The 24,931-nt window shown below is 68.5% G+C and carries 25 protein-coding genes and 2 pseudogenes; 15 read left to right on the top strand and 12 right to left on the bottom strand.

Annotation, left to right across the window (positions count from 1 at the left end):
• The first annotated feature begins 28 nt into the window (after positions 1-28).
• Both DFQ14_RS22180 and DFQ14_RS05055 read left to right on the top strand, forming a co-directional pair.
• Entirely contained in the window at positions 29-532 is a 504-nt protein-coding gene (locus DFQ14_RS22180; protein ID WP_246195345.1) for an STAS domain-containing protein, read from the top strand.
• 125 nt (positions 533-657) lie between these two features.
• A complete protein-coding gene (locus tag DFQ14_RS05055; protein ID WP_114451871.1) occupies positions 658-1,215 on the top strand; it encodes a gamma carbonic anhydrase family protein in 558 nt (185 codons plus the stop codon).
• Here DFQ14_RS05055 and DFQ14_RS05060 read toward each other — a convergent pair.
• Positions 1,201-3,951, bottom strand: a complete 2,751-nt coding sequence (locus DFQ14_RS05060; protein WP_114451872.1) for a PEP/pyruvate-binding domain-containing protein — start codon at positions 3,949-3,951, stop codon at positions 1,201-1,203. The genes DFQ14_RS05055 and DFQ14_RS05060 overlap by 15 nt on opposite strands.
• Before the next feature lie 640 nt (positions 3,952-4,591).
• Positions 4,592-4,852: a Prokaryotic metallothionein gene (locus DFQ14_RS22185; RefSeq protein WP_114451873.1), complete on the bottom strand. Its 261-nt coding sequence runs from the start codon at positions 4,850-4,852 to the stop codon at positions 4,592-4,594.
• Between the two features lie 242 nt (positions 4,853-5,094).
• Between DFQ14_RS22185 and DFQ14_RS05070 the strand changes: the two genes are divergently transcribed.
• Both DFQ14_RS05070 and DFQ14_RS05075 read left to right on the top strand, forming a co-directional pair.
• Positions 5,095-6,204, top strand: a complete 1,110-nt coding sequence (locus DFQ14_RS05070; RefSeq protein ID WP_114451874.1) for an MFS transporter — start codon at positions 5,095-5,097, stop codon at positions 6,202-6,204.
• 94 nt (positions 6,205-6,298) lie between these two features.
• A complete protein-coding gene (locus DFQ14_RS05075; protein WP_420810134.1) occupies positions 6,299-7,657 on the top strand; it encodes an MFS transporter in 1,359 nt (452 codons plus the stop codon).
• A gap of 120 nt (positions 7,658-7,777) precedes the next feature.
• On the opposite strand, the gene DFQ14_RS05080 is transcribed toward DFQ14_RS05075, so the two are convergent.
• A complete protein-coding gene (locus DFQ14_RS05080) occupies positions 7,778-8,398 on the bottom strand; it encodes a TetR/AcrR family transcriptional regulator (protein WP_114451875.1) in 621 nt (206 codons plus the stop codon).
• A gap of 115 nt (positions 8,399-8,513) precedes the next feature.
• Between DFQ14_RS05080 and hpnH the strand changes: the two genes are divergently transcribed.
• Positions 8,514-9,518 (top strand): adenosyl-hopene transferase HpnH, encoded by a 1,005-nt coding sequence (hpnH, locus tag DFQ14_RS05085; protein ID WP_114451876.1) that lies wholly within the window; start codon positions 8,514-8,516, stop codon positions 9,516-9,518.
• Positions 9,519-9,713: 195 nt separating this feature from the next.
• Here hpnH and DFQ14_RS21795 read toward each other — a convergent pair whose 3' ends face one another.
• The 3 genes and pseudogenes from DFQ14_RS21795 to DFQ14_RS05100 all read right to left on the bottom strand — a co-directional run bounded on the left by DFQ14_RS21795 (position 9,714) and on the right by DFQ14_RS05100 (position 11,475).
• The gene (locus tag DFQ14_RS21795) at positions 9,714-9,944 is read right to left on the bottom strand and encodes a hypothetical protein (protein ID WP_114451877.1); all 231 of its coding nucleotides are present in this window, start codon (positions 9,942-9,944) and stop codon (positions 9,714-9,716) included.
• Between the two features lie 83 nt (positions 9,945-10,027).
• Positions 10,028-10,471, bottom strand: a pseudogene (locus DFQ14_RS05095) (SDR family oxidoreductase); the annotation flags it as partial.
• A gap of 65 nt (positions 10,472-10,536) precedes the next feature.
• Positions 10,537-11,475: a LysR family transcriptional regulator gene (locus DFQ14_RS05100; protein WP_114451878.1), complete on the bottom strand. Its 939-nt coding sequence runs from the start codon at positions 11,473-11,475 to the stop codon at positions 10,537-10,539.
• Between the two features lie 72 nt (positions 11,476-11,547).
• On the opposite strand from DFQ14_RS05100, the gene DFQ14_RS05105 reads away from it, so the two are divergent.
• Complete coding sequence (locus DFQ14_RS05105) at positions 11,548-12,855, top strand: MFS transporter (RefSeq protein WP_246195346.1); 1,308 nt, start codon at positions 11,548-11,550, stop codon at positions 12,853-12,855.
• 5 nt (positions 12,856-12,860) lie between these two features.
• Positions 12,861-13,901, top strand: a complete 1,041-nt coding sequence (locus tag DFQ14_RS05110; RefSeq protein ID WP_114452140.1) for a zinc-binding dehydrogenase — start codon at positions 12,861-12,863, stop codon at positions 13,899-13,901.
• Between the two features lie 418 nt (positions 13,902-14,319).
• Here the strand turns inward: DFQ14_RS05110 and DFQ14_RS05120 are convergent, their stop codons facing one another.
• Entirely contained in the window at positions 14,320-14,916 is a 597-nt protein-coding gene (locus tag DFQ14_RS05120) for a DedA family protein (protein WP_158546657.1), read from the bottom strand.
• 938 nt (positions 14,917-15,854) lie between these two features.
• On the opposite strand from DFQ14_RS05120, the gene DFQ14_RS05125 reads away from it, so the two are divergent.
• From DFQ14_RS05125 to DFQ14_RS22535, 3 genes are all read left to right on the top strand, one after another.
• Positions 15,855-16,193: a tRNA-binding protein gene (locus tag DFQ14_RS05125; RefSeq protein ID WP_114451880.1), complete on the top strand. Its 339-nt coding sequence runs from the start codon at positions 15,855-15,857 to the stop codon at positions 16,191-16,193.
• A 69-nt stretch (positions 16,194-16,262) separates the two neighbouring features.
• On the top strand, positions 16,263-16,499 hold the full coding sequence (locus DFQ14_RS22530) for a hypothetical protein (protein WP_338072577.1): 237 nt from the start codon (positions 16,263-16,265) through the stop codon (positions 16,497-16,499).
• The gene (locus tag DFQ14_RS22535; RefSeq protein WP_338072578.1) at positions 16,496-16,756 is read left to right on the top strand and encodes a GNAT family N-acetyltransferase; all 261 of its coding nucleotides are present in this window, start codon (positions 16,496-16,498) and stop codon (positions 16,754-16,756) included. Before DFQ14_RS22530 ends, DFQ14_RS22535 begins: the two co-directional genes overlap by 4 nt.
• A 223-nt stretch (positions 16,757-16,979) precedes the next feature.
• Here DFQ14_RS22535 and DFQ14_RS05135 read toward each other — a convergent pair whose 3' ends face one another.
• On the bottom strand, positions 16,980-17,453 hold the full coding sequence (locus DFQ14_RS05135; protein ID WP_114451881.1) for a MarR family winged helix-turn-helix transcriptional regulator: 474 nt from the start codon (positions 17,451-17,453) through the stop codon (positions 16,980-16,982).
• A 102-nt stretch (positions 17,454-17,555) separates the two neighbouring features.
• On the opposite strand from DFQ14_RS05135, the gene DFQ14_RS05140 reads away from it, so the two are divergent.
• The 5 genes and pseudogenes from DFQ14_RS05140 (at position 17,556) to DFQ14_RS05160 (ending at position 20,449) form a co-directional block, all read left to right on the top strand.
• Positions 17,556-17,939: a nuclear transport factor 2 family protein gene (locus DFQ14_RS05140; RefSeq protein WP_114451882.1), complete on the top strand. Its 384-nt coding sequence runs from the start codon at positions 17,556-17,558 to the stop codon at positions 17,937-17,939.
• 51 nt (positions 17,940-17,990) lie between these two features.
• Positions 17,991-18,872 carry a TIGR03560 family F420-dependent LLM class oxidoreductase gene (locus DFQ14_RS05145; protein WP_114451883.1) on the top strand — a complete coding sequence of 294 codons (882 nt, stop codon included), beginning with the start codon at positions 17,991-17,993 and terminating at the stop codon, positions 18,870-18,872.
• On the top strand, positions 18,869-19,390 hold the full coding sequence (locus DFQ14_RS05150; RefSeq protein WP_114451884.1) for a hypothetical protein: 522 nt from the start codon (positions 18,869-18,871) through the stop codon (positions 19,388-19,390). The genes DFQ14_RS05145 and DFQ14_RS05150 overlap by 4 nt, the downstream gene beginning before the upstream one ends.
• Positions 19,390-19,611, top strand: a pseudogene (locus DFQ14_RS05155) (MFS transporter); the annotation flags it as partial. The gene DFQ14_RS05150 and the pseudogene DFQ14_RS05155, both read left to right, overlap by 1 nt.
• 154 nt (positions 19,612-19,765) lie before the next feature.
• Positions 19,766-20,449 carry a DUF4386 domain-containing protein gene (locus tag DFQ14_RS05160; RefSeq protein ID WP_114451885.1) on the top strand — a complete coding sequence of 228 codons (684 nt, stop codon included), beginning with the start codon at positions 19,766-19,768 and terminating at the stop codon, positions 20,447-20,449.
• 193 nt (positions 20,450-20,642) lie between these two features.
• Here DFQ14_RS05160 and casG read toward each other — a convergent pair whose 3' ends face one another.
• From casG to DFQ14_RS05180, 4 genes are all read right to left on the bottom strand, one after another.
• Positions 20,643-22,289, bottom strand: a complete 1,647-nt coding sequence (gene casG / locus DFQ14_RS05165) for a steroid-24-oyl-CoA synthetase (RefSeq protein WP_114451886.1) — start codon at positions 22,287-22,289, stop codon at positions 20,643-20,645.
• On the bottom strand, positions 22,276-22,932 hold the full coding sequence (locus tag DFQ14_RS05170) for a TetR/AcrR family transcriptional regulator (RefSeq protein WP_114451887.1): 657 nt from the start codon (positions 22,930-22,932) through the stop codon (positions 22,276-22,278). Before DFQ14_RS05170 ends, casG begins: the two co-directional genes overlap by 14 nt.
• A 40-nt stretch (positions 22,933-22,972) precedes the next feature.
• Positions 22,973-23,782 carry a 2-keto-4-pentenoate hydratase gene (locus tag DFQ14_RS05175; protein WP_114451888.1) on the bottom strand — a complete coding sequence of 270 codons (810 nt, stop codon included), beginning with the start codon at positions 23,780-23,782 and terminating at the stop codon, positions 22,973-22,975.
• 112 nt (positions 23,783-23,894) lie between these two features.
• Positions 23,895-24,785, bottom strand: coding sequence for an IclR family transcriptional regulator (locus DFQ14_RS05180; protein ID WP_246195348.1), 891 nt, complete (start codon positions 24,783-24,785; stop codon positions 23,895-23,897).
• Positions 24,786-24,931: the final 146 nt, after the last annotated feature.

The raw sequence follows: 24,931 nt of genomic DNA on the forward strand, positions 1-24,931 counted from the left end.
CCGGCGGCGGCTGACCGAGGGAGGTAGTGTGATTCTTTCGCACTCGGCCGCGAATTCACCCACGCAGGGCGGTGACGCGGCGACCACGCCCCCACAGCCTGCCCCGCCCGTTTCCCACGCTTTCGTCCCACCTCGCCGAGCACCCGACCACGACATCAGCCGGGATCAGCAGCGCATCGATCCCACACTGCGTCTGGCCGTCGAGCGTCCCGTTCCCGGCGTGTCGGTGGTGCACATGCACGGCGAGATCGACCTGTCCTCGGTGCCGCGCCTGACCGAGCTCATCCGGCAACGGTTGACCGCTGCCGTGCTGAACGCCCTGGTGCTCGACTTGACCGAGGTTTCGTTCGTCAGCAGCCACGGCATCGAGCTGCTGCTGCACACCCAGCACCGCGCCGAGCAGCGCGGCATCGAGTTGTCTGTCATCGCCGAGTCCACCTGCGTGTGCCGCATGCTGGAGCTGACCGGCCTGGTCGGACGGTTCACCTGCTACAGCAGCGTCACCGAAGCCGTCGCCGCGGCCCGAGCCTGAAGCCGCGGCAGGCATCCGGCGGCCGGCCAAGCGAAACACCCACTCGGCACGGCTCCGCGGAAAATGCGGGATGCTGTGGCGATACGGTGCACGGGCACCGCATCGCACCACAAACGGGAGGTTCCGTGGACACCGGCCACACAGCCGCGCACCGGCCCGCCCTCGGTTTCGAGGGCCATGAACCGCAGCTGGCCGAGCAGGCCTGGGCCGCACCGGGCAGCACCGTGCTCGGACAGGTTCGCCTGGGCGAGCAGGCCAGCGTCTGGTACGGCGCGGTCCTGCGCGCCGACCTGGATGCCATCACCATCGGTGCCCGCAGCAACATCCAGGACGGCTGTGTCCTGCACGCCGACCCCGGATTTCCTCTCACCGTCGGTGACGGGGTCACGGTCGGGCACCGCGCGGTCCTGCACGGCTGCACAGTCGGGGAGGGGTCGCTGATCGGCATGGGCGCGGTCGTGCTCAACGGCGCCACGATCGGTCGGGGCTGCCTCATCGCGGCCGGGGCGGTGGTGCTGGAAGGCACCGACATTCCGCCGGGCTCGCTGGTGGCAGGCACACCGGCCAAGGTCCGCCGGGAACTCACCGAGGAGGAGCAGGACGCGCTGCAGCTCTCGGCGCAGCAGTACGTCGACCTGGCCGGGCGGCACCGCCACGCTGCCGCCGATTCACCGGCCCGGTGAGGGAGTCCGAGCAACACACGTCATCGTCCCGGCCTCGCCGTCGAGCTCCACCAGCTGGCCGTCCGAGACCTGCTGGGTCGCCTTGTCGATACCCACGATGCACGGCTTGCCGTACTCCCGGGCGACGAGAGCACCGTGCTGGAAGCTTCCGCCGGTCTCCAGGACGATGCCTGCAGCGTTGACGAACAGCGGGGTCCAGCCCGGGTCCGTGGCCCGGGCCACCAGAACCTCGCCGGGCAGCACGGGTTTCTCGCCGACGTGGCTCAACACCTTCACCGGTCCGCGTGCCGTCCCGGTCGAGACGCCCTCCCCGGAGAACACACCGGGCCCTGCCGCCGTGCTCGCCGGGCGCGGTATGTTGCCGCGGGAATCCACCAGGACCGGGAATCCGGCACCCGGCGTGCGAGCGATCTCTCTCCGGTAGCGGGTGTTGCTGTGCGCCCGGGCGCGCAGATCCGGCTCCGAGACGTCGAAGCCGCCGTGCAGATTCTCGTAGTCCAGGTCGAAGACCTGCTCCGCCGAGTCCAGCCGTCCCCGTTCGACGAGTTCGCCGCCCACCTGCAGCGCGCGCCGGCGCACCTCGTAACCGGCCATCACGAGATGGTACTTGTGGATCTCCCGGAAACCGCTGAATGTCTCGGCGGCGCGGTAGAGCCTTGTCACCAACCACCTCGTGACAGGGTTCCGCGTTCCGTCGAGCAACTTGCGGTAGGCCTCGCGGCGCTCGCGCTGGCGGCGCTCGTAGGCGTGCCCGGGGCGCTCCTGGGTCGACTCGTCGAGCAGCACGTACTGCCGCATCTGCTCGAGGGCCAGCATGGGATCGTCGGCGTAGCGGACCGAGGCGAGGTCCAGCTCGTTGGGCCCGCGGAACCCGTAGCGGTCCATAAACGCGTCCCACTCGCGCAGGAACTGCTCGGGCAGCTCTCGCGTTTCGATCCGCCGGGCCAGAGCGGTGAGGTCGGCGTAGCCCTCCTCGCCGACGGACTCTTCGAGCGACCGTGCGAGGCGATACAGCGCAAGACCCATCTCGATGGTGATGTTGTGCGGCATCGAGCGAAAAGCCGCATCGAGCAGCTGCCGCTGCCGGCTCGGAGCACCCAGGTAGAGCAGCCGGAGGAGCGCTTTGGCCGCCTCCGCCGCGTACGTCAGCGGCAGTCCCTCGCGCATCAGCAGGTGCACAGCCGGCATCAGCACCCCGTCACCGAGCTCCGGCACCGACCGTGCCTGGCGCGCCACCTCGGCCAGTTGCCGGCGATGCCGCTCCACAGCGGCCTCGTAGCGCCTGCGAGCGCGGTCCGGTGCTGCCACCCCGGCCAGCATTGTGCCGACCGGTCCGGCGAAGCCGGTGAGGGTGCCCCACGCCAGGCCCGCGATCTTTGCGACCTTCGGCTGTGCGGCCGCTTTCCGGTAACGCTGCACCTCGACGTTGCGCATGACCTGCGCCGCGTGGACGTCGAGAGCTTCGAGGGACGTCGCGAGCCGTTGCCTGCCCAGCCACAGAACCCGGGAGACGTTCATGTACCACCGGCCTCCGACGGTCAGCACGAGCCCATCCCCGTCCTGCGTGGAGATCCGCCGACCGGTCGCCTGCCGGATCATCTCGACGATGGCATCGGCCATCCACCGACTGCCGAGCACCGACAGCGGCTCGTGCAGGCCCTCCTCGAGCAAGGTGCTGTCCGCATAAAGCCGCCTGGGAGCACCCGGTGCCGTGCGGAGTTCTGCGGGCAGCGGGAAATACGTCGTGACAGGGCGAGCCTGCAGCAGAGACAGCGTTCCGTCGGAGCCGTAGGCCCACTCGACGTCGACCGGCACCGCGGTGATCGTCTCGACGCGCTGCACCATCCGTGAGATCTGCACGGCCTGCCGGTCCGTCAGAGCGAACCGGCCGCCGTTGTTGCCGTGCTCGTCGTGTGCCTGCACAGAGCCGCCCTCCGGGCGGGACCACAGCGAGGTCTCCTTGGTGCCGGGCTTTTTCTCGACGAGGCGCTCGGAGGGCTTGTCCACGATGAACCGGTCCGGGCCGACGCTGCCCGAGACCACTGTCTCGCCCAGTCCCCAGTTGGCGTGGACGACGGCCTCGTCGTAGTCGTTGTTCTGCGGATTCAGTGAGAAGGCGACCCCTGCCGACTCGCTGTCGACCTGCTGTTGCACGACGACGGCGATTTCCACCTGGAGGGGGTCGAAGCCGCGGCGGCGCTTGTAGGAGACCACCTTGAACGCCAGGCCGGAGACGAACACCGCGCGAACCGCCTCCCGGAGATTCCCGGCCGTGATTCCCACGAAGCTCTCGTACACCCCGGCGAAGGACGCTCCCACCAGATCCTCCTGCGGCGCCGACGAGCGCACGGCGACAAGGCCGGAGCCCGACACGGGGCCTGACGGGGACTCCGGGTCGCGCAGTTCCTCCAGCGCCTCGGACAGCTGCCGCTGTTGCGGTTCGCTGAACGACAGGTCCTCGCAGGCAGCCTCGAGGTCCGCAGTGCGCTTGCGCAGTTCCTCGTCCGATGGTTCGTCTGCGCCGACAGCCGCCACGAAAGCGTTCCACTCCGCCGTGGCCCGCAGCTCTTCGAGCCAGGGCCGGAAAAAGCCGGTGGTCAGGACGAAGCCCGGTGGGACCGGCAGTCCCGCGCGGGTCATCTCGATCAGTGCCGACCCCTTGCCGCCGACCTGCGCCGGATCGGGTGTTCGAGTGGTTGCCAGTGAATACAGCGCTTCGTTGCTCTCTGGGCGCATACCCTTTCCTCTGCCCCCGGGGGCTGTAGGACTTCATGGTATGCCGCGCTGCGCCCAGGAGTCGTCCTGGTGATCGCCCGTCCGGACCGGGACGGGCGCTGCACTGCTTACCTGATCGGATTACTCGACGAATTCGGCGCATCTCCGTCGTGCCGGGGCCGCACTCCACGGTGCGGCCCCGGCACGACCCGGCACCACGATTCGTTCCCGTCGCATGCTGCGGCGGTGCCCGATCGTCACCGTGCCGGAGACTGTGGGTGCCGCATCATCTCCCGAGCCCGTTCCATCTCGCGGGCGAGGTTCCCGAGCCAACGAACCAGACCTGTCATTGTTGTGCCTCCGGCTTCTTTTTCACCGACGGTCCAGTGAAATTCGGTACCGGAAACTCTCGGTTCCCGGTGAAGGAGACAACTTCTCTCGGCGCGAGGATTCCCCGGTGCATGCCACCCCCGCAGGGCCAGTGCCACGGGAGCGGAAAGCAAGGAAAACGACCACCACGGCCGTCGACCGCCGCGACATCACCGTATCCGGGCCGAGGAGAACGCGTTGCTTCTTCTGCCCGGAATATCGCCGCAGGCGCCATTTCCGTTACAGCCTCGAATCCGGCCACATCGCCGATGCCGATCACGGCCCCACGCCGTCACCCGGGGTGGGCTCCCACGGCATCGCGCAGCTCGCCGGCCATCGACGCACCCGCCTGCCGGGCGCAGTGTGCACAGCAGAAAAACTGCCCACTGTCTTCCACACCGTGTCCGAGAACGCGGCACCCGCAGTGTTCACATCGCGGCGCCAACCGGTGCGCGGCGCACTCGAACGAATCGAACACGTGCACATTTCCGCCGGCGGTGTGCACTTCGAAAGTCATCCAGTACTCGTTGCCGCACACTTCGCATGTGGCCATGATCTGCCTCCTCACCGGTCCTGCGAAGTATCCAGCATGAAAGGTGCCCTCCGGACCGGCAACCGCAGAAACCCGGGCAGGCCACCACACCTTCGCCCGTGTTTGTCGACTCCGCTTCGCATTCGTCAGCGAACAGGCCCGCGGCTACCCTCGATGCCATGCATTCCTGTTGACAGTTCCTTCCCCACCAGGCACGCACCCTGGCCCGACGCAGCCTCGGCTGGGCGCTGCTGGCCGACAGCGTGCCGCTGTATCCGCTCTACGCACTGCTGTTCGCCGACACGGGCCTGTCCACCGCCGAAATCTCGGCCCTGTTCGCGGTCTGGTCCGCCGTGGCCCTGCTCGCCGAGGTGCCCTCCGGCATCCTGGCCGACCGCTTCTCCCGCCGCAGCGCTCTCGTGGCCGCAGGCATCCTGCAAGCCCTCGGATATGCACTGTGGACCGTGCTGCCCGGCTTTCCCGCCTTCGCGGCCGGATTCGTGCTCTGGGGAATCGGCGGCTCCCTGGTCTCCGGCGCGCTCGAGGCGCTGCTCTACGAAGGACTGGCCGCCGCAGGCGCCGAAACCCACTACGCACGACTGCTCGGCCACGTCCAGGCCGCCGGACTGCTCGCACAACTGCCGGCCGCGGCCTCGGCCGCGGCACTGTTCTCCCTCGGCGGCTACGTCCTCGTCGGCTGGGTCAGCGTCGGCTGCTGTCTCACCGCCGCCGCACTGGCCTGCCGACTGCCCGAACCGCCTCGTGCCGCAACACCCCCCACCGGCTACCGGGCAATGCTGCGTGCCGGCTTCACCGAATCCGCGGCCCGGCCGACAGTGCGCTACGCGGTCCTGGCCGTGGCGGTGCTGACCGGGCTGGATGCCTTCGAGGAATACACCCCGCTGCTGGCCCAGGCCTGGGGCTGGGCGACCGGACTGATCCCCCTGGCCGCGCTGAGCGTGCCGATGGCCGCAGCCGCAGGCGCCGCACTCAGCGGGCCCGCCCACCGGCTCCATCCCCGCGCCCTCGCCGGAATCCTCGGCGTCGCCGTGCTCGTCCTCGTCCTCTCCGGCCTGCTGCAGCATCCGGCCGGGCTTGTCGGGCTCGCCGCTTTCCACGGCCTGCACCAGCTGGTCCTGGTCGTCACCGAAGCCCGGCTGCAGCACCACATCGAGGGATCGGCACGGGCGACGGTGACCTCGGCAGCCGGGCTCGGCGGGGAAATCGCCGCCCTGGCGCTGTATGCAACATGGGCGCTGGGAGGACTCATGCCGGTGGCCGTCCTGGCCGCGATGATCGCGGTCGCCTTGCCCTTCTGGCTGCGCACACCGGAGCCCGCCCCGCATCCGGATTCCCTGCCGAGCCCTCACTGAGAGCAGGGCATGGGGTCGACAGCTGCCAGCGCGCCCACCCCAGCATCGAGGTCAATGCCACACCGGGAGGAATCCGGCAGCCCGACCCGGTAGCGTGGACACGCACCCCGTCGAGATCCGGAGGACACTCGTGCGCCTGGAACGCCCCACGCGCCAGGCGTGGCTGGTCTGGGGATGCGCAGCCCTGATCTACCTCGCCGCCGTGTTCCACCGCGGCAGCCTCGGCGTCGCCGGCCCCCAGGCACTCGAGCGATTCGCCGTCGGCCCGGCCGCCCTGAGCACGTTCACCGTGCTGCAGGTCGGCATCTACGCCGCGATGCAGATCCCCACCGGCATCCTCGTCGACCGCTTCGGCGCCCGCCGCGTCCTCACCGCCGCCGCGCTGCTGCTGGGCTTCGGACAGGTCCTGTTCGCCGTGGCCGAAAGCTACCCGCTGGGGCTGACCGCTCGCGCCGTCCTCGGCATCGGCGATGCCCTGACCTGGGTCAGCGTGCTCCGGCTCGTGGCCGCGTACTTCCCACCACGCATCTACCCCCTGGTGGTGACCTTCTCCTCGGCCCTCGGCGCCCTCGGCGGAGTCGCCGCGACCTTCCCCTTGACGATCCTGCTCGACCAACTCGGCTGGACCGGCACGTTCCTGCTCGTGGGCGCTGCGACCGCCGGCTACGCCGCTGTCGCGGCGACCGTCGTGCGAGACGTCCCGCGAGGCGAGCACGCACCATCCCGCCCCCGGGTGGGCTCACCGGCCGAACTCGCCCACGGGGTCCGCTCCACCTGGACGATCCCCGCAACCCGGTTGGCGTTCTGGGTGCACTTTTCCACCATGTTCGTGATGAACGCCCTGACCCTGCTGTGGGGATACCCGTACCTGATCGAAGGGCTGGGCATGCGCCCACGCCTGGCCGGCGTGGTCCTGAGCGTGCTGATCATCGGCCAGATCGTCGGCGGCCCCATCATGGGAACGATCATCGGACGCACCCCACCGCACCGCATGCCGATCGTGCTGACCTACCTGGTGATCGCGCTGCTCGGCCTGGCACTGCTGATCGCCTGGCCGGGAGGGCAGCCGCCGCTGCCCGTGGTCGTCGTGGCCTTCCTGATCTTCGCCTTCGGCGGCCCCGTCTCGGCCACCGCCTTCGCGCTGGTCCGCGACTACAACCCGCGCTCCAGCGTCGGCACCGCCACCGGCATCGCCAACACCGCCGGGCACACCGCCACCGCCCTGGCCGTGCTGGCCATGGGGATTCTGCTGCAGCTGACTGCCGACCCGACCGACATCACCGACTACCGCATCGCACTGCTGGCACCGCTGACGCTGCTGCTGCTCGGCCTGGAACGCACCACCACCTGGTGGCGACGTACCCGCTCAGTGGTGCTGGCCGCCCAGGAACGCGGTGACGAAGTCCCCGTCCGCGTGCGCCGCCACCGATGGGATCGCCGTTCGACTCGATGAGCGAAAGCCACCGGCCGTGCTCGGGAAGCGGCCGGCCGAGTGGCTGCTGACCAACACGACCAGCGAAAAAGGCTTCGGCGCCGGACTGCTCACTCGTTCCGTGCCCGAACAGCGGTCACTTCATTCGCCGACTCCCGGTCGCAACCCGAGCAGCACACGATCGAGGGTGCGACCGGTCTCCTCGCGCGCCGTGGCCGGGTCGGTGGACCGGGCGATGTAGAGACTGGCCTCGGCGATGAGCGCGGCCAGCAGCCGTGCGAGCGGGTCGACGGGCAGCGCGTCGATCTGGCCCTCGTCGACGGCCTGGCGCAGCCAGTCACGCAGCAGACCCAGACCGTGCTCCTCGACCAGGGCGTCCCAGGCGGCATGGCCGAGTACGGCCGGTCCGTCCACGAGCACGATCCGCTGGAAGTCACCGTCCAAACAGGCGCCGAGATACGTCTGGATGCCGTTGCGCAGCTGGTCCCACACACCCGCGGTGGACTCCTCGGCCCGGGCGGTCTGTTCCTCGACCAGCCGCCCGGCGAGCTCGGCGGCGACCGTGCGCATGACGGCGCGGAACAAGTCGGCCTTGTCGCGGAAGTGGTGATACAGCGCGCCCCGGGTGACCCGGGCGCGCGTGACGATCTCCGCCGTGCCCACCGCCGTGTAGCCACGCTCGGCGAAGAGCGCGCGTGCGGCCTCCAGCAACGCGTCGCGGGTATCGGCCACGTGCTCGGCGCGGCGGGAATCAGCAGGCATGCGCAAAGCCTAGAACATACACTGCGTTTCGGGCATACACGTTGTATGTTGGCTGAGTCCGGAGCGTATCGAACACACAACCGCACGTCACCGACGATGAATGGGGCGAGGCAGTATGGCCATGCCGGCACGGTTGAAGGCTCGGATGGGCACCTACGTGCTCAAGCAGAAACTCGCAGGCCGCAAGAAGTTCCCCCTGCTCGTGGAGCTGGAGCCGCTGTTCGCCTGCAACCTGTCGTGCGGGGGCTGCGGCAAGATCCAGCATCCCGCCAGCGTTCTCAAACAGCGGATGCCGGTGGAGCAGGCCGTGGGGGCCATCGAGGAAAGTGGTGCGCCCATGGTCTCGATCGCCGGTGGCGAGCCGCTCATGCACCCGCAGATCGCGGAGATGGTCGACGAGCTCATCAAGCGCAAGAAGTACGTCTTCCTGTGCACCAACGCGCTGCTGATGCCCCGCAAGATCGACCAGTTCACCCCCTCGCCGTATTTTACCTGGACGGTGCACATCGACGGGCTGCGCGAGCGTCACGACGCCTCGGTCGAGAAGGAAGGCGTGTTCGACCAGGCCGTCGCCAACATCAAAGACGCCCAGCAGCGCGGCTTCAAAGTCGCCACGAACACGACGTTCTTCAGTGACGACACCCCGCAGAGCGTCATCGACGTGCTCGACTACCTCAACGACGAGCTCAAGATCGACAACATGCAGATCTCGCCGGCCTTCGCCTACGAGAAGGCTCCCGACCAGGATCACTTCCCGGGAGTCGAGCAGACACGGGAGCTGTTCAAAAAGGCTTTCGCCAACGGCCGCCGCAAGCGCTGGCGTCTCAACCACTCACCGCTGTTCCTGGACTTCCTCGAGGGGCAAATCGACTTCGAGTGCCAGGCATGGGCGATCCCCTCCTACTCGCTGTTCGGCTGGCAGAAGCCGTGCTACCTCATGTCCGACGGCTACGCGCAGACCTACCGGGAACTCGTCGAGGAGACCGACTGGTCGAAGTACGGCCGTGGCCGCGACTCCCGGTGCGACAACTGCATGGCCCACTGCGGCTACGAACCGACCGCCGTCATGGCCACGACCAACTCCCTCAAGGAATCCATCCGCGCCCTGACCGACGTGTAACAACGGGTACCGCCACAGGATGTTCACCCGTCCTGTGGCGGGGGAGCACAGCGCTCTTTGCCGGGCGGTGAACCCGAACCGGCGCGGTGGCAGCCCGCCCCCGTCGTCCACGAATGGGACTACCGGGGGCGGCCATCGCTTCGAGGTCGCTGATCTCCCTGACGCTCGGTACCGCGTTGGGAACCCCGGAGTTGCTTACGACCGCTGGGGGATTCGGGGCCCGAAGGCAGCCGAACGAGTTGCCAGCACTCCCAGTATGTCGTGCGCCTGGCCGGCGCACGCGCTCACCACATGCAGCGTCTCGTCCGTGCGCTCGTCCAGCCACGACGTGATGTGGCCCTGGAGCAGGCGCAGCCGACGAGACAACGGAGAATCCTCATCGGCATACGGCTCGTGCCATGCTGCCCAGTCCCTCGCAGCTACCACGGTCAATGATCCTGCCACCCCGCATCGAGCTCCCGAGTCAGGCATACGGTGCATTCCGGAACGGGATCCCTGAGCGCGCAGAGTCAGAAACGTGCGGAGAACGCTCCGTCGGTGTGAAGAAGCTGTCCAGACACCCAGCGGCCCTCTCCTGAGACCAGGAAGGAGACGACGCCTGCGATCTCTGTTGGTGTTCCCAGCCGTCCGAGCGGATGGTGTTCAGTGAGGCTGCCTCGCAAGCCATCGTCCATCCAGCCGGTGTCGATGGGGCCGGGGTTGACTACGTTTGCCGAGATGCCCCGAGGGCCGAGTTCACGTGCTGCGGAGATGACGATGCGGTCGAGGGCACCCTTGGACGCTCCATACGGCAGGTTTCCAGTGGTGTGATCGCTGGTCAATGCGACGATCGCCCCGCCGTCGTCGGGAATCTGTCGCGCGAACGCGGCGATGAGCAGCAGGCTTGCGCGCGCGTTGACGGCCACGTGCCTATCGAAGCTCTCGGCCGTCGTGTCGAGGATTCCCGACTCGACGACAAGACGGGCCCAGCAGCTGATAGGGGTCTACTTTGCAGCTGGCCGCAACCGGAGAACTGGGCCTATTCCGCCTGTTCTTCGGGCTGTTGGGGTGGTGGATGGAGGGCTGTGGCGGTGGTGGTGATGGTGGTCAGGGCGGTCGTGATGACGGGATGATCGCGGCTGCCGAGACGGGTGGCGGCAAGGATGCGGCGCGCGGGGGCGGGTTCGCCGTGCAGGGGGATGCGGGCGACGGGCCAACCTTCGTGGAGCCGGGCGAGTCGGGGTACGAGGATGATGCCGAAACCATGGGCGACCAGGGCGGTTCCGGTGTCCCACTCATCGGCGTAGTGGGCGATGTTGGGGGTGAATCCGGCGGTCATGCAGGCAGTACGCACGAGATGGTGGTAGGTGCTGCCGGGTCGCCCCAGGATCCACGGCTCGTCGGCGGCGTCGGCGAGGGTGACAACCCGGCGGGTGGTCAGCGGGTGCCCGCTGGGCACGACCAAATCGAGGGGGTCGTCCAGCAGGGGCTGCTGGTCGAAGCGGGTATCCGATGCCGGTGGAGTGTCGGCGGTGGCGATCAGCAGTGCGAGGTCGGCATCACCGGCCAGTAGCAGGTCGAAGCAGCGGGCGGGTTCGGCTTCGATGACCCGCACCGCGGACTGGGGGTAGTGGTCCCGCAGGGTTGCCGCGGCCGGGGGCAGCAGGTGGGTGGCCGCAGTGGAGAAGCCGCACAGGGTGACCGAGCCGCCGGTCTCGTCCGCGGCGGCGGCCAGTTCGGCCCGGGCGCGCTCGGCTTGGGCCTGCAGCACGTTGGCGTGACGCAGCACGGTGGTCGCTGCGGCGGTCAGTCGGATGCCGCGGCCGGACTGGGTCATCAGCTCGACGCCGAGTTCTGCGGCCAGCTGGCGCAACTGGTGCGAGACCGCGGAGGGCGTGTAGTGCAGTGCCGCTGCGGCGGCGGTCACTGTGCCGTGGTGGGCCACCAGCTGCAGCACGCGCAGCTTCGGATCGATCATGTCATGATTTTACACGGTTGCGTGTATGAACGTTTGCTTCTCTTCACCAATTGTGCGCGCCACGCTGGGAGTGTGCTGCTTAAAGGGATCTTCGACGATGGTTGTGCCGGTGCCTCCCACAGCCGGATCGTGCACCGGACTCGCCGCGACACGCGCGAGGTGCGCACGGCGGTATACCTGCTGGTGGTACTCACGGCCGGGGCATACCTGCCCAGTCCGCTGTATCCGAGCTATCAGCACGCCTTCGGGTTCAGCGACCTGACGATGACACTGATCTATGCGATGTTCGCGCTGGTCAGCGCGCCCGCGCTGCTGCTGTTCGGGTCGGCGGCGGATACGTTCGGGTGTCGAGCAGTGCTGCGGATCAGTGTGGTGGTGGCCGCGCTCGCCTCAGGTTGCTTCGCACTCGCGACCGGCCCGAGCTGGCTGCTGGCCGGCCGCGCCGCGCAAGGGCTGGCGTTGGGCGCGGCCACGGGAGCAGCCACCGCGTTGATCACGGAACCTGCTCCCGCAGGAAACCGAGCCCGGGCATCGGTGCTGGCCAGCACGGCGTTCGTGGCCGGCACCGCCGCGGGCCCGATCGCCGCGGGTGCGCTGGCGCAGTACGCTCCGGCACCGCAGGTGCTGCCGTACGGGGTGCACCTGGTCCTGCTGGCGATCGGGTGGAGCCGCATCTCCACCCTGGCCGTCCCCGCGTCGCGCGTGCGCCGCTGGAGGCCCACGCGACCGCACATACCGGGCGGCATGCACCTGCTGTTCACCACCGCTGCGGCGACCGGCTTTCTCGCCTGGACCGTCGCCGGTCTCTTTTTGGCGGTCATACCGACAATACTCAGTCGAACAGCCCAGATCGACAATCTGGCGACCATCGGAGGCGTCGTCGGCGCCGTACTGGCCAGCTCCGTACTGTCCCAACCCCTCGTGGCCCGCTGCGGCGCAAGCCTGGCACAGCTCACCGGCCTCAGCGCCCTCTTGATCAGTCTCGGCACCCTGTCCTGGACCGGCGGGGGCTCGGTACCTGTCACCGTGCTCGCGGCCGTGGCAGCCGGAATCGGACACGGACTGGCCTACGGCGGGGCTTCCGCTGCCATCGATGCGGCCGCACCGGCGGGCAAACGCGCGGCGATCAACTCCACGCTGTATCTCGCGTTCTATCTCGGCGCCGGAGGACCGGCGATCACCATCGGCCTCCTGACCCTCTGGTACCCCCTGGCCACGGCGGTGTCCTGGCTCAGCGCCGCCGCAGCCGCACTCGTACCGTTTGTCGGAACCGCCATCGTGCTCACCCACCGCACGCCACGACCGCCACTCACCGACTCCGGGCAGAACCACCACCGCAGGCAACACACGACGACCCCGACCGGAAGGACGCAGCAATGACGACGATGACCGCGGCTGTCCTGAGAGGACACGGTGGGCCGGACATGCTCGACGTACGCACCGACTGGCAGGCACCGGTCGCTGGCACCGGCCAGGTGCTGGTACGGGTCACCGCTGCAGCGATGAACAACACCGACATCTGGACGCGGGAAGGTGCATACGGACTGCCCGGCGATCCCGACGCCTCAGCGGGATGGCGTGGGGAACTCTCGTTTCCCCGGGTACAGGGCGGTGACATCGCGGGGGTGGTCGCCGACGTCGGAACCGGAGTGCCTGCAGGGTGGAGGAACTGTCGCGTACTCGTCGATCCGGCCCTCTACGCACACGAGGGAGACGACGCGCCCCCGGCCGGGCTGCTCGGCAGCGAGGCCGATGGTGGCTTCGCCGACTATGTCGCAGTGGCAGCGGACCAGGTCCATGACATGAGCGACTCGCCGCTATCGGATGAAGAGCTGGCCTGCCTGCCGGTCGCCTACGGCACAGCGCTGGGCATGCTCGAACGTGCCGGGATCGAGCCCGGGGAGACCGTGCTGGTCACCGGGGCCTCCGGCGGGGTGGGGTTGGCACTGGTTCAGCTCGCAGCCGCCCGCGAGGCCAGGGTGATAGCCCTGACCAGCGGCGCGAAACAGGATGCGGTCCGGGCCGCCGGAGCCACCTCGGTCGTCTCCCGCGAGACCGGTGACCTCACCGACGCGGTCGCCGCAGCGGCCGGTGGGCAACATCTCGACGCGGTCGCCGACGTCGCCGGCGGGGCGTTTCTCGACCAGTTGATGCCTCTGGTGCGCGACGACGGACGCTGGGTCATCGCCGGTGCGGTCGCCGGGCCGGTCGTGACTGTCGATCTGCGTCGGCTATACCTGCATAACCGGCAACTCATCGGGTCCTCGATGCACACCCGGGCACACTTCCGCCGGCTCGCCCGCATCGCCGCGAACGGCACCCTCCGCCCCCGCATCGCCGCGCGCTACCCGTTGACCGACATTCACCACGCCCAACAGGCCTTTCTCAACCACCACCACGTCGGCAAGATCGTCCTTACCGTCTGATCCAGCACCGACCGCGCAACCGGATGGTGCGCGATCGCCCGCGGACCCTTTCCGTACGTCAGGGGAGTGCGGTGCCGAGGTGGGGTGGGGTAGTGCTGGTTTCGCAGATAGTCGGTGCCTGTCTGCGGTAGCGTGCTCGACGATCTCGGAGAACACCGCCCGCCGGCGCGGTGGCTCCACTTGCTCATCTGCGATAGCGCTGGGAGGGCCGGTGGTCACTGCAGCAGCTGGAGCCACTGCGGGTCGAGCATGCCTCGGAGGCTTTCTCCGTATTCAACGACGTGCGACTGCATGTCTGGACCGGCGGGTCACCGTGCTCACGGGAACAACTCGAAGCCCGATACCGGCGGCAGTCGGCCGGGCAATCGCCGGACGGCACGTACGGGTGGCTGAACTGCTCGAACGACTGTGGACCTGTTCATGCTTGCTGGTTCTGTCGTTCGGAGAAGCGGCGTATCACCTCCGCGGCGGCGCCGAGCGTGATTCCTACGGCCACTGACAGCAGCAGGGTCAGCCACGGCTTGCCCGAGAACGCCTCGCCGAACGCCACGGTTGCGCCCACGTGGTATCCCGCCCATAGGACGACGGCGACCACGTCGGCGAGGATGAAGCGGCGCCACGGTACTCGCAGAGTTCCCGCGGCGAACATCACCACAGTGCGACCGCCGGGAAGAAACCGTCCGCCGATGATGATGACGTTGCGGTGCCGATGCATCCGCCGACGCGCCCAATCCAGGCGCTGCCGAGATCTATCGCTCCGAAAGAGGTAGTTGACCAAACGTCCGCCGCCGTACTGGCCGATCAAGTACAGGATGTTGTCGCCGACCAAGGCCCCGACGACGGCAGCGGCGGCCACGCCCACGACCCACAGGTCGCCGTGCAGGGCAATCAGCGTCGCGGTGATGACCACCGTCTCGGCGGGCACAATACCGATGATGTCGAGAACGGCCAGCGCAGAGATCACGGGATAGGTGACCGGCGACCCGGAGATCCACTGTGTGATGAAGTCGAACACCGTATGTACGTACCCGCGTCGCGCAGCCATGACCCGCGCGCGGTTGCGCCGTGGCCGATACCGACAACGCCGTAGCGGCGCACTCCGCCGACCACTCGAAACTGCTTCGGGGATCAGGGGGAGGGGATCACCGTCAGCCGCTCCCGAGCACGCAGGACGGGAGAGCCGTCGGCAGGCAAGACACTCGTCCGGTGGCCCGGAAAGATCCGCCGACCAGGATGCCCCGAGGGTGCTCGGTGAGAGCAGGGCCGGGCACAGCACGACCGGCACGATCGAGAACACACCGAAGTGATGGATAACGTTTATTATCCATCACTTGGAGAAGGAGAGAGGAGGGGCACGTACGGCAGGGGACGGCACTTGGCCGCATCGTTGAAAGCCGGCCACAGAGCTGCGCCGAGTGGCTCGCGTCCGGCCTTGGCGTCGGCTCGTGCACCGCTGTGGAGTCGGCTCGGCAGTATCCGGGACCGGCGGCTTCCGGGCCTTGCGGATGATCACAAGAAGCCGATGCCGCCGTCGCGTCGCGCTGCATGGAGCAATGGAAGGCGCCCGACTACAGCACCGCCTCTTCGTCACTGTGACGAATATGGGGACAGTGAAGTCCCTCTTGAGAGGCCGACCCTGTGTCCGCCACCAGCGCTGGCCTGGCCGCACGCGGAAAAAGTGCCTCGCAGGGATGCGGCAAGGCAGGCACACCGGCACAGCGCCCGGCTCGTGCTGTCGCACGCGTCCCGTGCGGGCCGGCACTCGCGGCGGCCGCGCGGAGATCACCGAATCGGCGCCGACGGCAGCCGGTGGTCTTGCGTTGCACGGAGTCGCGAGGCCGCCGAGAAACCCCTCTCGGGCTCGTGCTCTGCCGCTCCCAAAGTGCCGATAAGATACATTATGTCAAGTAATGCCGTCGAAAGGCCTCTCCTGCCGCATGCCAGGATCAGACCATGGCGATGATCGAGTGGGACGACTTCGACAAGGTCGAGTTGCGTGTCGGCACGGTGGTCGACGCGGTCCCGAATGCGAAAGCACGCAAGCCCGCCTACGTGCTGACGGTGGATCTCGGCGAGTTCGGCGGTATGAAGACCTCCAGCGCGCAAATCACCGAGCACTACCCCACCGAGACCTTGATCGGACGTCAGGTGCTGTGCGTGTGCAATTTCGAGCCCAGGCGGGTCGCCGGCGTCAAGTCCGAAGTCCTCGTGACCGGTGCTCATGACCAGGACGGGAAAGTCGTCCTCGCCGGTTTCGATCACCCTGTTCCGAACGGTACTCGACTTCTGTGACGAGGAGTCCTGTGTGGACACCCGGGCCGGATCAAAAAACAACTGGACGGGTCGTCGACAATGAGCAGTGTGCTTTCCTCGACGCCGCTGTGGACGGTCACCGATGTGCCGGTCTCCGACCGGGATGCTGCCGATATGTTGCGTACCTATTTCGCCGAGGTGATCAGCCGCTACACCCACCACCCCGCCGGTGCGGACGAGATCGATGCCGCCATGGCCGAGGACCCCAGCGATGCGTTGGCTGCTCCGTCGGGGGTTTCCTGCTGGCGCGGTATGCCGATCGCCCGGCCGGGTGTGTGGGTGTGAAGCTCCTCGGCACGCACGTCGCCGAGCTCAAGCGGATGTTTCTCCGTTCCGAGGTGCGTGGTCGAGGGGGCGGTGGGCTGCTCCTCGATGCGGCGGAGAGGAAAGCTCGTGCGCTCGGTGCCACGAGCATGCGGCTGGACACCCGTCACGATCTCGTCGAGGCGCGCCGCCTGTACGCCAAGCACGACTATGTCGAGATCGCACCGTATTCGGACTCTCCCCACGCCGAGCACTGGTTCGAAAAGTCCCTCGTGTGACGAAGGCAGGACTGCACGGGAGGTGTTCGCCCGGGTGGTCTGGTGAGGTTGGTGTTCATCCTCCGGTGGCGTGCACGGTACCACTTCCCCGGCGGGGATGTCACTGCTGCCTGCTCTTCTGAACACAGCGGGACCCGACACAGATCGAGCGGTGGGGGGCGCTGCGGAAGGTCGCCCCGGGACGTGCGCACCGGTGTGTTTCGGGTTGGTGAGCGAGGCACGGTCATGCGGTCGGCGCCTCGCCTGGCTGGTGGCCGGAGTCGCGCGGGCCTGCGACGTTGGCCTGGAGGCGGGCAAGTAGGTCGCGGAGGCGCTCGACGTCGTCGGTGTCCAGGCCGCTGCGCAGTTGTTCGTCGAAGGCGACGGCTGCCCGGCGCAGGTCGTGGAAGGCGTTCTCGCCGTGCTCGGTGAGCTCGACCAGGTGGACCCGTCGGTTGGCCGGGTCTCGGCGCCGGGTGAGCAGGCCGGCGGATTCCATGGCGTTGAGGTGGTGGGTCAGGGTGGCGCCCTGGATGCCTACTGCGGCGGCGAGCTGGCGCTGGTTGGCCGTGGGTTGCTTCTTCAGGGCCATCAGGACCAGCCAGGTCGGTCGGGAACCGCCTGCAGCGGTGAGGGCGTCGTCGAAGGCCCGGCTGATGGTTCGGGCGGTGTCGGCGAGCTGCAGGCCGAGTGGGGGGTTGGCGGGTCCTGCGGGCATGATCGCACGTTATCACGAACCGTTTGCCATATAACTCATTGACGACTAATGATTAGATATCTATCGTTTATGGTGTTCCCCGGAGCACGAAGGAGAAGGACGATGGCAGACCGTGACCGCTGTGCCCAGGTGCGCGACGTGGTGCAGAGCTGGGCCGCTGCGGAGGGTTCCGGCGACGCCGCGACGCTGCGCACGTTGCTGACCGACGACTTCACCGGCATTGGCCCGCACGGGTTCGTGCTGGACAAGCAGCAGTGGGTGGCCCGCTACAACGCCGGAGAGCTGGTGAACGAGGAGTTCGCCGTCGACGAGACGGCGGTGCGCACCTATACCAGCACCGCGATCGCCGTGGGGGTGCAGAACCAGCAGGCCACCTACCGCGGCCATTCCGTCGACGGGAGCTTCCGGCTTTCCGCCGTGCTGGTCGACGGGGACCGCGGGTGGTCGATCGCCCACATTCAGCTGTCGAACCTGCCCAGCCGGTAGTCCCCTCCCGCCATCGGAGCTCGTGACCTGCCGCCCAGGAAGAGAACTCCAATGCGCATCAGCCTGAACATCACCAACTACTCGTGGCCCGGCGGGCCCGCGAACCTGGCCGGACAGCTCGGGCGCATCGCCCGCGCCGCCGACCGGAGTGGTCTGGACACCGTGTGGGTGCCGGATCATCTGCTGCAGGCCGACCCCACCAGCCACCCGCGGGCCGAGATGCTCGAGGCATACACCACGCTGGGATTCCTCGCCGCGCAGACCCGCCGGGTACGGCTCGGCACCATGGTCACCGGCGCACTGAACCGGCCCCCCGCCCTGCTGGTCAAGGCCGTGACCACTCTCGACGTGCTCTCCAGCGGGCGAGCTTGGCTCGGCATCGGGGCTGGATATCACAACGACGAGGCCCGCGCGATGGGTCTGCCGGTGGCCTCGATGCCCGAGCGGTTCGCCCATCTGGAAGAGATCCTGCAACTCACCGAACAGATGTGGGCCGGTGACGACGCGGCCTTCGCGGGTCGTCACTACCGGCTCGAGCATCCGGTCAGCAGTCCCGCGCAGGTGACCCGGCCGCACCCACCGATCTTGATCGGCGGTATGGGCGAACACCGTACCCTGCCGCTGGTCGCCCGCCACGCCGATGCGTGCAACCTGTTCGACGTCCCCGATGGCGGCCGGACCATCACCCGCAAGCTGGCCGTGCTGGCCAAGCAGTGCGCCGCGGCCGGACGGGATTACGACGCGATCGACAAGACGGTGAGCACGCGCCTGGAGCCGGGTGAGTCCGCAGTCGGCTTCGCCCGGCGCTGCGCCGAGCTGGCCGAGTTGGGCATCCAGCATGTGGTCGCCATCACCGCCGGTGCCTGGACTGGGGACACCGTGGAGACGCTGGCCGAGGCCACCGCGGTGGATCCGATGGGCGGTACGCGATGAGCAGTCCCGCCGCGGCCCGCGGTCGGCGCCTGGGACCGCGCAGAAGGAAAGGCGTGCTGGTGCTGCACATCGTCACTGCCGGGGCGTGGATCGGCATCGACGTGGTGCTGGCGGTCCTGGTGTTCACGGCCCTGCTCACCGACAACGCCCGCACAGCCGCAGTGTCGTACCAAGCGCTCGGGCTGTTCGCGATCTGGCCGCTACTCAGCGCGGGCCTGGTCTGTCTGGCCAGCGGGATCGTGCTGGGGTTGGGTACGAAGTACGGGTTGGTGCGGTACTGGTGGGTCGCCGTCAAGCTGGTCATCAACGTCGTGTTCGTGCTGCTGGTGCCGCTGGCCCTGCAGCCGACGGTGACCGCTGCCGTGCGGCACGGCCGCGGTCTCACCACGGGAGAACCGCTCACGTTCGCTATCACCGAACTGATCTTTCCGCCCGTCGTGTCCCCGGCCGGGTTGCTGATCGCGGTGATCCTGGCCGTGTACAAGCCGTGGGGCCGGATCCGCAAGGGACGGTCCTGATGTGCATCGCCGCAGCACGGCCACAGGCACGGCGCTGGGTCGCGCTGGTGTTCATCGCGCTGGCTCAGCTGAGGGTGGCCCTGGACGCCACCATCGTGACCATCGCCCTGCCCTCGGCCCAAGCCGACCTGAACATCGCCGCCGCCGATCGGCACTGGGTGATCACCGCCTACACCCTGGCCTTCGGCGGTCTGGTGTTGTTCGGCGGTCGGGTCGCCGACCAGACCGCCGGGATTCTGACCACCGCGGCGGTTCTCGCCGCGGTACTCGTCAACGCCAACAAACCGGTCGACGCGAACGACGGCAGCGGATCCCCGGACTGCCGGCAGTCCGAACCCTGACAAGAACGATCACTACCGCGCACGAGGAGTGCCCATGACTACGAGCACCACCGCCCCTGCTCGCCCGAATCGGCCCCACCGCGCGGGGCCGCCCCTACCCGTTCCCGCGCTCGCCTGGGCCGGCCTGACCATCGCCGGAGCCGCTCTGCATCCGGGCACCCGCCCGAGCGCTGACGCCGCCTCGATCCAGACCACCCTGCAGTCCGCTCCCCTGCTCGCCATGGTCTCGGCAGCACTGCTGGTCGCGTCGGCGGTGCCGCTGGCGGTATGGGCCGCCACGGTGCACCAGCGCCTGCACGCCCTCGGGGCCCGCGTGGCCGGGCCGACCATCGGGCTGGTCGGCGGGGTCACCGCCGTGGTGGCTCTGGCGGTCAGCGGCCTGGCGAGTTGGACCGCGGGCGCCGTGGCTCCGGCCGCCGACGCGACGCTGGCCCGGGCGTTCACGCTGTTGGCCTTCGGGGCGGGTGGCCCGTTGTTCGCGGCGGCGTTCGGCCTGCTGATCGCCGGCGTCGCCGTACCGGCGCTGATCCTGCGGTTGCTGCCCCGCTGGCTGGCCCTCGCCGGACTCGTCATCGCCGTGTTCGGCGCCGTAGCCGTGCTCGTGCTGCTGGTGCCCGCGCTCGGCCCGCTCCTGCCCGTGGTGCGATTCGGCGGTCTGCTTTGGCTGGTCGCAGCCAGCATCGCCCTACCGCTCAGCCGCACCCGTGCCACCGCCTGAATCACCGCGCCCACAGGTCGGTTCGCTACCGGTCAGCTGTTGGCGCCCAACGCCTTGGCCACCGTACCGTGACGGCGTTGTGGCGGTTGTCTCCATCGGGTAGCTCGGCCGGTTCGACCCCGAGCCGCGTCGTGGCAGGCCGTGCGACCCTGCCGCGGATCCGAGGGTGCGGGGGGAAGGCAGTGGGGAATTTCTAACCGGTCCGCTCGGAGGTTTCCCAGGCTTTCCGGATGTCCTCGCGGTTCACTTTGCCGATGGCGTTGCGGGGCAGTTCCTTGGTGGTGATCTCCCATTTTGCCGGCACTTTGTAGTGCGCGATGCCGGCGCTGGTGTGGGCGTGCAGTTCCTCGGCGGTGACTTCGGTGCCGGGTCGCAGTACCACCACGGCGGCGACTTCCTGTCCCCAGTCGTCGTCGGAGATGCCGAACACGAGGCATTCCAGTACCGCAGGGTGGGTGGCGATCCGGTCTTCCACCTCGGCGGGATAGATGTTCTCTCCTCCGCGCAGGATCAGATCCGAGCGGCGGCTGGAGAGGTGCAGGTGCCCGTCGATGATCGTGCCGAGGTCGCCGGTGCGGTACCAGCGATGTGGGTCGGTGGAGGCCGTGGTCGCTTCCGGGTTGCGCCAGTAGCCGAGCATCAGTTGGGCGCCGCGGAGGTGGATCTCTCCTTCGGTGCCGTCGGGGACCGGGTTGTCGTCGGCGTCGCGCACCTGCAGTTGCAAGGTCGGCACCGGTCGGCCGACGGTGTTGGGGTCCTCCCGCAGCTCGGCGGGGGAAGCGAGAGTGGCCGCCGTCGACGATTCCGTCATGCCGTACGTCGTGCCCAGGGATTGTCCGGCTTCGGGCAGGGTCCGGCGCAGTCGTTCCTTCAGGTGCGCTGACGACGGTGCGCTGTTGATCGACAGGGTGCGCAGTGAGCTCAGGTCGTAGTCGGTGATCCGGTCACCGAGCTCCACCAGGCGGGAGAGCATCGTGGGGACCGCGCCCCAGTTGGTGACCTGCTCCTGCTCGATGAGCCGCAGCACCCGGTCGATGTCGAACCGGCCCAGGTGCATGACGGCGGTGTCGCCGGCGGCCAGTCGGACGACGGCCAGGTTGTGCAGCGCGGCGATGTGGAACAGCGGTGTGGCCAGCAGGAAGCGCCGGTCTGTCGGGGGGTGTCCCAGTTGTGTGGCGACAGCATCGTTGAGGAGGTTGAACCACAGGGCCGCGATGACGTTGCGGTGGGAGTGCGTGGCTCCCTTGGGTCGGCCGGTGGTGCCGCTGGTGAAGAGGATGACCGCGGGGTCGTCCTCGTCGACGGTTTCCTCGGCCGGGTCCGCGCCGCGGTATCGGTCGATGAGGCCGGGGATGTCTTCCTCGACGGAGAGCACGGGCAGGTCGGGGGCGTCGATCAGCGCACGACGGCGCGCGTCGGCGATCAGGACTTTCGGGTCGGTGAGTCCGATGCTGTGGGCGATCTCCGGTCCGGCCCACATCGAGTTCATCCCGACCGCGATGGCGCCGAGCGATACGGCCGCCCAGAAGCCGACGACCCACTCCGGGCAGTTGGCGCTGCAGAGTGCCACCCGGTCGCCCTTGCTCACGCCGTAGTCCTCGCGCAGTGCGCGGGCCAGTGCGGCGACCTGCTCGTAGTGCTCGGTGAAGGTGAGGCGGCTTTCCCGGGTGACGAGGTATTCCCGGGTGCCGAACCTGCGTGAGGCGCGCAGCAGCTCCCCCAGCGACCGCTGTCGATGCGCGAAGACCTCGAGCTGCTCGCCGAGCACGTCTTCGAGGCGGATCTCGAAGGGTGCGCCGGGGGCGGTCAGTCGTGTCATGGCTTCGTCACGAGTGGGCATCGGGCTTCTCCTCGTCTGCGTCAACGGAGCACTCGTCCGCGTTGGAGCGTGGGGCCAGGAGCAGGTGGCAGGCGAGCCGGATCTCCGGTTCGGCATCGGTCATCGAGGTCCGGCCGTTGAGAGTGGACATCAGCACGCCGTACCAACACTGCTCGACCAACCGGATCAGGGTGATGTCGTGGGTCGTGGGGTGCCGGATTCGCAACATCCGCGCCATCAGGTCCTTGAGGGCCCGGTCGATCTTGTCGGTGTCGTGCGTCGTGGTCGCTTGCGCTGCCTGGCTGGACTGGAGCATGGCGTGCGCGAGAAGCGGACGGAAGAGCAGCTGTCTGCTGACATCGATCAGCAGGTCCGCGACCGCATCGACCGGGTCCTGGCCCGGCGCCGGATCGGGTGTCTCGGTGCTCAGGCGGCCCAGCTGATCCGCGAGGACGGCGGTGAACAGGTGGGTTTTGGACGGGAAGTATCGGTACAGCGTGGCGATGGCGACCCCGGCCTCCTTGGCGACGTCGTGCATCTGCATGCCGTCCAGGCCCTTGTCCGTACCCAGCCTTGCGGCCGCCCTGACGATACGGCGGTGGCGCGCCTTCTGGTCGGCAGAGCTCGGCTCGGCTGCGGGCCTGCCTCCGGATCGTCGTGGCACCTGTTTCTCCCCGTGCGTCCTGGCCGTGCGGCGGCCCGGGTCATGGGATCTCCTCGCCGAGTCGTGGGCTCATGCGGGCGGTCACGGTGCCGAGTCCGGCGAACTCGGCGCGGAACTCGTCGCCGGGGCCGATGTCGATGGCGCGGGTGCACGAGCCGGGCAGGATCACGTGGCCGGCTTCCAGGGTCACGCCGAACGACGCGACCTTGCGGGCGAGCCAGGCCACCGCCGTGGTCGGGTTGCCGAGCACCGCGCTGCTGTTGCCGCGGGTCACCTCGGTGTCGCCGGTGTAGAGCACCGCTTCGATGTCGGCGAGGTCGAGGTCGTCGGGCGCCGCCTGCGTCGAGCCGAGGATCACCCCGGCGGAGGAGGCATTGTCGGCGATGGTGTCGGCCAGCCCGATCTTCCAGTCCTTGATGCGGCTGTCGATGAGTTCCAGGCTCGGAGCGACGTACTCGGTGGCGGCCAGCACGTCGGCCTCGGTGCAGCTCTGGCCGGGCAGTGTCGTGCCGAGCACGTAGCCGATCTCCACCTCGATCCTCGGGCAGCAGTAGCGGCTCGTGTCGACGGGGGTGTCTTCACTGAGCACCATCGTGTCGAGCAGGTGGCCGTAGTCGGGCTCGTCGACACCCATCATCTGCTGCATCACCGGCGAGGAGAGGCCCACCTTGTGGCCGCGGACGAGTGCGCCGGTGTCGAGCCGGCGGCGGATGTTGAGCCGCTGGATCTCGTAGGCGTCCACGACGTCGATGCCGGGGAGCAGTTCGGTGAGCGGGTCGATGGGGGTGCGGTCCTGCTGCGCCTGCCAGAGCAGGTCGGCGGCGTGTTGACGGGATGTCGCCTCGAGCATGCGCTCACGGTTCCATCGGCTTGCCCGCCCCGGGACCGCTCTCCCGCTCACCGGGACGTGTTCGGGTGCTCGGCCGGAGCGCCACCACGGTCGCCGAGCGTGCTCCTGCGGTTCACAACCGGTCGTTGGATTTCGCGGCGAGCATCCGGTCGAGGGGCTCCCCTGGCACCGGGTTTCGGGGTTCTGTGGGAACCGCCGCCATCCGGCGTTGTGCCCACCGGGTTTCCATGGCCGGGTGCAGCGCCTGGGACACTTGGCGGGCCGCGTGCACCACGAGCGGGGCGGCTTTTTCCAGCGGGGTGTTCACCTGTCCGACCAGCGAGATGCCGGCCAGTGGGCCTTCGGAGCCGCGCACAGCAGCTGCGGCGCAGGCGATGGTGGGGATGCACTCCCCTCGTTCGAAGGCCAGTCCGCCGCGCCGGCGGATCCGGTCGAGTTCCTGGTGCAGCAGGCCGAGGTCGCTGATCGTGCGAGTGGTCAGCCGGGCGACCGCGGTACCGAGCAGCGTGTCGACCTCCTCCGGGGCCAGCCAGGCCAGCATCGCTTTGCCCAGCGCGGTGGAGTGTGCCGGTGCGCGTCCGCCGACGCGAGACGGGACGCTGGCGGCGAATCGCCCGCCGACTTTGTCGAGATAGAAGACCTCGGGGCCGTCCAGAGTCGCCAGTTGCACGACCATTCCCGTTCTCATCTGCAGGTCGTGCAGGAATGTCGCGGCAGCCGCGCGGATTTCCCCGTGGCCGTTGTCGAGTCCACCCAGGCTGAGTGCGCGCCGGCCCAGTGAGTAACCGAACGAGGTGTGTTCCAGCCACTGCAGTTTGACCAGCTGGTCGAGGATGCGGTGCGCGGTGGAGCGCGGCAGGTGGGTGCGTCGTGCGACGCCCTCCAGCGTCAGCCGCGTCAGGGGGCCGTCGAACGCGTCGAGGATCAGAGTCATCCGCTCCACCATCGACGGCGGCAATTCGCGGCGGGGGGAATCGGTCTCCTCTGCGCTGCCGGCCGACATGGTTGTCCCTCCACGAAAACTGAAACGAATTTCGCTTCGTGGGCAAGCTAGCAGGCCACCCGGGGCGCAGACGAGACTTCGATCGTGTTCGGCTTCCGCCCTGCACCAGGTCCACTCGATCCTCGACGACCACGTCAGCACGGAGG

It is taken from the genome of Halopolyspora algeriensis, from assembly GCF_003337235.1.
GTDB classification, from domain to species: Bacteria; Actinomycetota; Actinomycetes; order Mycobacteriales; family Pseudonocardiaceae; genus Haloactinomyces; species Haloactinomyces algeriensis.

Coding starts and splice junctions, on each gene's coding strand:
- DFQ14_RS05080 (WP_114451875.1), bottom strand. CDS start 8,398: ATGCCTGCTGATTCCCGCCGCGCCGAGCACGTGGCCGATACCCGCGAC.
- hpnH (WP_114451876.1), top strand. CDS start 8,514: ATGGCCATGCCGGCACGGTTGAAGGCTCGGATGGGCACCTACGTGCTC.
- DFQ14_RS22185 (WP_114451873.1), bottom strand. CDS start 4,852: ATGGCCACATGCGAAGTGTGCGGCAACGAGTACTGGATGACTTTCGAA.
- DFQ14_RS05060 (WP_114451872.1), bottom strand. CDS start 3,951: ATGCGCCCAGAGAGCAACGAAGCGCTGTATTCACTGGCAACCACTCGA.
- DFQ14_RS05125 (WP_114451880.1), top strand. CDS start 15,855: ATGGCGATGATCGAGTGGGACGACTTCGACAAGGTCGAGTTGCGTGTC.
- DFQ14_RS05135 (WP_114451881.1), bottom strand. CDS start 17,453: ATGCCCGCAGGACCCGCCAACCCCCCACTCGGCCTGCAGCTCGCCGAC.
- DFQ14_RS05145 (WP_114451883.1), top strand. CDS start 17,991: ATGCGCATCAGCCTGAACATCACCAACTACTCGTGGCCCGGCGGGCCC.
- DFQ14_RS05140 (WP_114451882.1), top strand. CDS start 17,556: ATGGCAGACCGTGACCGCTGTGCCCAGGTGCGCGACGTGGTGCAGAGC.
- DFQ14_RS05160 (WP_114451885.1), top strand. CDS start 19,766: ATGACTACGAGCACCACCGCCCCTGCTCGCCCGAATCGGCCCCACCGC.
- DFQ14_RS05180 (WP_246195348.1), bottom strand. CDS start 24,785: ATGTCGGCCGGCAGCGCAGAGGAGACCGATTCCCCCCGCCGCGAATTG.
- DFQ14_RS05175 (WP_114451888.1), bottom strand. CDS start 23,782: ATGCTCGAGGCGACATCCCGTCAACACGCCGCCGACCTGCTCTGGCAG.
- DFQ14_RS05150 (WP_114451884.1), top strand. CDS start 18,869: ATGAGCAGTCCCGCCGCGGCCCGCGGTCGGCGCCTGGGACCGCGCAGA.
- casG (WP_114451886.1), bottom strand. CDS start 22,289: ATGCCCACTCGTGACGAAGCCATGACACGACTGACCGCCCCCGGCGCA.
- DFQ14_RS05110 (WP_114452140.1), top strand. CDS start 12,861: ATGACCGCGGCTGTCCTGAGAGGACACGGTGGGCCGGACATGCTCGAC.
- DFQ14_RS05100 (WP_114451878.1), bottom strand. CDS start 11,475: ATGATCGATCCGAAGCTGCGCGTGCTGCAGCTGGTGGCCCACCACGGC.